The sequence below is a fragment of the Vibrio sp. 10N.286.46.A8 genome (assembly GCF_041470165.1).
GTDB classification, from domain to species: Bacteria; Pseudomonadota; Gammaproteobacteria; order Enterobacterales; family Vibrionaceae; genus Vibrio; species Vibrio tasmaniensis_A.
In genome coordinates this window covers 1-4,274 of sequence record NZ_JBFRLX010000132.1, presented here as the reverse complement: position 1 = coordinate 4,274, position 4,274 = coordinate 1, and the positions used below count along the sequence as shown (strand labels likewise).

5 protein-coding genes are annotated in these 4,274 nt (G+C 41.2%); 1 reads left to right on the top strand and 4 read right to left on the bottom strand.

The features are described from left to right. Window positions 1-94 precede the first annotated feature (94 nt). The gene (locus AB4232_RS13810) at window positions 95-307 is read right to left on the bottom strand and encodes a VF530 family DNA-binding protein (RefSeq protein WP_012604684.1); all 213 of its coding nucleotides are present in this window, start codon (window positions 305-307) and stop codon (window positions 95-97) included. Window positions 308-435: 128 nt separating this feature from the next. After that, on the bottom strand, window positions 436-1,341 hold the full coding sequence (locus AB4232_RS13805) for a LysR substrate-binding domain-containing protein (RefSeq protein ID WP_372087353.1): 906 nt from the start codon (window positions 1,339-1,341) through the stop codon (window positions 436-438). A 99-nt stretch (window positions 1,342-1,440) separates the two neighbouring features. Here AB4232_RS13805 and AB4232_RS13800 point away from each other — a divergent pair, with 99 nt between their 5' ends. Next, window positions 1,441-1,632, top strand: coding sequence for a hypothetical protein (locus tag AB4232_RS13800; protein ID WP_017096672.1), 192 nt, complete (start codon window positions 1,441-1,443; stop codon window positions 1,630-1,632). 47 nt (window positions 1,633-1,679) lie between these two features. Here AB4232_RS13800 and AB4232_RS13795 read toward each other — a convergent pair whose 3' ends face one another. Both AB4232_RS13795 and AB4232_RS13790 read right to left on the bottom strand, forming a co-directional pair. Then, a complete protein-coding gene (locus tag AB4232_RS13795; RefSeq protein ID WP_372087352.1) occupies window positions 1,680-3,368 on the bottom strand; it encodes an AMP-binding protein in 1,689 nt (562 codons plus the stop codon). 90 nt (window positions 3,369-3,458) lie between these two features. Next, window positions 3,459-4,208 carry a helix-turn-helix domain-containing protein gene (locus AB4232_RS13790; protein WP_372087351.1) on the bottom strand — a complete coding sequence of 250 codons (750 nt, stop codon included), beginning with the start codon at window positions 4,206-4,208 and terminating at the stop codon, window positions 3,459-3,461. Window positions 4,209-4,274 lie beyond the last annotated feature (66 nt).

The following is a 4,274-nucleotide window of genomic DNA, read 5'->3' as shown; positions in this document are numbered from 1 at the left end:
GTGCGAGGTGCGAGGTGCTGATGTAGCCCCTAAAAAGTAGACACAGTGGTTGTCCCGTATTTATTCAACACGGGACTGATAAAGCAGGGAGAGACTAACGCTTTAAGTCGATGTAAATCTGCTCTACTTTGGTGCGTGCCCAATCTGTTTTACGCAAAAATTTTAAGCTCGATTTAATGCTCGGGTCTTTTTTAAAGCAGTTGATGTTCACCATGTAACTCAACTCTTCCCAACCGTAATGTTCAACCAATTCAGTCAGTAGCTTCTGTAGAGTGATACCGTGCAGTGGATTATTGTCTTGTGTCATGAGATGTTCTCGCCATTTATTTGAGCTAAGTATACCAGTTTCGCTTTATGAATTATCAGACCATTTAAGCTGGTAGTTTGTGTTTAGTTATTGAAGAACTGCCTATTTCAGGAGTTGAAAGACAAGAGCTAGTTCTCCAATATCTCATTTACTTCTTCATGTAACCAATTGGTAAATGCCGTTATACGCACTTCTCTAGGCGAGTTAGGGTCAAAACATAGATTTACTTGAACGCCAGGCGTCATGCCTATATCAAATGGCTTTACTAACAAGCCGCGTTCAATGAAGTCACCAGCTAAACTGTCTGTTGCAAGGCAAACTCCATGACCAGCCATAACTGTCGTTAATCCCATATCAAAAGTACCTACTTCCATCCATTGAATAGAACTGTCTTGCACCGGAACATTCGCTTGTTTAAACCAACTTTCCCAAGGGAAGCAACCCCCCTCGAATTGAACTAACCAACATTTAAGTAGCTGTTCTGGTGAGGTGAGTTTAAGAGAGTTTGCTAATTCTGGTGAGCAAAAAGGATAGATAGGTTCGTTGATTAGTACCTCAAGAGTTAAACCATCTTCCACACATAGGTCTTCACCTTGTCGAATAGCCACATCAATCTCACCGTGTTTTAAATTTGGGGTATCGCAGCCTGTTAGCACTTTGATCGGGATCTCTGGGTGCTTTACCGAGAACTTCCAAAGCCGTGGTAGTAACCAACGTGAAGCAAATGAAGGAGGGCTTCTAACAACAAGCAGACCTTGAATGGGTTCAGACTGGATTTTGTTTAAACCTAGCAATACCTCTTGAAACCCATCAGAAACATGTTTGAAAAGTGTGCGCCCTTCATGTGTTAAGGCCATAACACGCCCCTTACGAATGAAAAGCTTACATCCAACCTGTTCTTCTAGTTGGCGAATCTTTTGGCTGACGGCTGCTTGGCTAACAAACAGTTCCTCAGCTGCCTTACTGTAGCTATGCAAGCGTGCCGCAACTTCAAAGTAACGGAGGCCTGAAAGGTGACGCAGTCTATTATCCATAACCTCAGCTTATAGTCCTTGTTAATAATGGTTGTTCGCTTATCGAACTGCTTATTTCCATAATAACGACAAATTAATAGGAAAAACAAGAGAGATAAAATGAAAGCAATGACCTGTTGGATTGGCAGATTAGTTACTTATATTTTTCAAGTTAATGATAAAAAAAAGAATAGTAAGGCGGCTAAATCAAGACAAGTTATTAGCTCGGAATCTTTGAGCGATCGGATGAGAAAGGATATCGGTTTGGACTATGAACGTAATGATGCGGCTGATTACACTAAATACTTGTAACTTGAGCTTATGAAAAAGGAGCCGTAATGGCTCCCTCTCGGTTTTGATTACTCTTCCCAAACCACTAATTTATCTTTCGGCCAGCTATGACCGATTTCATGGTATTTCTGCTCAAGGATATGTCGCTTTATCTTGAGAGTAGGGGTAAGTACACCGTTGTCGATGCTCCACGGTTCCTTAATCATCAGTACCCCTTTGATCTTCTCATGCGAGGCTAACTGTTCGTTCATTTTTTCAATGACACGTTTACTTGTTCTTTCATAACGAGCCCGATCAAAATTAGGGAAGTCATGCGGTACCACGAGTAGGATAGGACCAGGTAAGCCTAAGCCGATCAAACACATCATTTCTACGCGGCTGTATTCAAACAGTTTGTTTTCGATTGGCACTGGAGCCACAAACTTACCTTTCGCAGTTTTAAAGGTGTCTTTTTTACGTCCCCGGATCGTTAGGTAGCCCTCGCTGTCGATATCACCAATATCGCCAGTATGAAGCCATCCCTCAGAGTTAAAAGACTCTTGGGTGGCTATGTCATTTTTGTAATAACCAGAGAACATACCTTTGCTTCGAACCAAAATTTCTTCATCTTCTGCAATTTTGAGTTCGATGCCCGGACCAGCATTACCCACAGTACCAATTTTGTCGGCTCTAAACGGGTGATTAATCGTGCTGTAGGCGAAAGACTCAGTCATTCCCCAAGCCTCGGTAATGTGTAGGCCAACACTCTCATACCATGCGAGTAGAGCCGGTGATACCGGAGCTGAACCACATCCCAAAACGCGGGCTTGATCTAACCCTAGGCCATCAGCCAGTTTCTTCTTAATGATGTTGTTGATAAACGGAATCTTAAGTAAGAAATTCAGTTTCTTCTGCGGCAGCTTATCTTGGATTCGTTGCTGGAACAGAGTCCATAAACGAGGAACTGAAATAAATAGAGTAGGGCGATGCATTTTCACATCATCAATAAAGGTATCTAAAGACTCCGGGAAAGCAGTGACTATACCGCCCATTACCGATGAGCCAAAGATGTAAACGCGTTCTGTAATATGGGCAAGCGGTAGATAAGAGAACAAGCGATCGCCGGGTTGGATACCAATATGATCGATCAACCGTTGAACTGACCACGTAAAGGCGCCGTATGTGAGCATCGCGCCTTTTGGTAGCCCTGATGTACCCGAAGTATAAACAAGCGACATTACTTTATCATCGTGATGCTGAGGACGCTTGGTTGAGGGGGCATGGGTATCGATGAGTTGTTCGAAAGTATGTTGGCACTTCGCTGCGCTATCGTAGGGAAGTGAGATACTCACCAAGTTTGGATTATCATCCAGTACTTTTTGAGTGGCCTTAGGATCGTCGAGTTTACCCGCAATCACAATTTTACTTTCACTGTGTTCAATACAGTACTGTATGGTATCGGCACCCGCTGTTGGAAAGATTGGGACGCTGACAAAATCTCCTAACATCATGGCAAGATCGCAGATAAACCATTCTGCACAGTTTTTCGATACGAGAGCGACTCGATCACCGGGTTGGGCTCCGAGTCCTTCTAATGCTGACGCCAGTTTCAGTGCTTTGTCGGCCACTTCTTTATAAGTAAACTCAACAAATTGGCGGTTAATAATTTGCTTTAAGTAGACTTCATCTGGGCGTTCTTCTGCCCATTTTAAAATCATGTCATTGGGTGTAGGGAGAGCTGTTGCTTGTTCTTGGCTAAACTCGTTAGGCTGAATCATTGTCTAACTCCATGTTTTTCGCTAAGTTATTTTTGTTAAAATCATGTTAAATGTACCATGATTTTTTCTTTTAGGGAGTAAAATTAGCGTTTATGTTCTTTGTTTTCCGTTATCTGTGCAGGCTCGCCTGTAACTTGCAGGCGTTACTCCAGTCCGTTTCTTAAAAATTCTCGAGAAATATGACACATCCTTGTATCCACATTGATAGGCAATGACAGCAATTTTTGATTCGGTATCTGCTTCGATTAACTTTTTGGCAAGTAGAATGCGTTTATCGCACACGAAGTCTCTAAAGCTTACTCCAAAGTGTAGATGAAACTTCTTAGAAAAATAGGTGGTTGAACAGTGACATTTCTCGGCGATCTCTATTTCTCTGATTTCTTTGTTGATGTTGTCCATCACAAAGTTAACGACTTCGGATGTGAAGGCTTTTACAGGCAGTTGGTTGTTGTTGTTTGTGTCTCTGTCGATATCGAAGTGGGACTCGAACATATGCTGTGTCTTAGCCTTAAGCTCTTCGAATTGACTGGTCAGATGATTACTGTTTGTTTCTATGATAAAAAATATATTCTTATGATTTCGAACGATATTAGGTAACGGGTCAGAGCAAATAATAACAATTCTTTTGTTCAAATTTTCGCAAATAGATAAAGCCATGGTAAGTAGTTGGATTTTATCAGGGGTATTCAAAATGAAAAATACCAGTCTGACGTCTAAGTTACTGATTATAGATATGTCTTGTTTGAAATTTGCAATAGAGAAATAGTGACTTATTTTATTAATAATAACGGAGTTGAAATCACTCTCTTGATCCGATAATAACGGGGTTACTATTTTCATACAGATACCCAATACATTTCATATTCTCTTTTAGTCTAAAAGTAGCTAATTAATGAAGCTTTATAT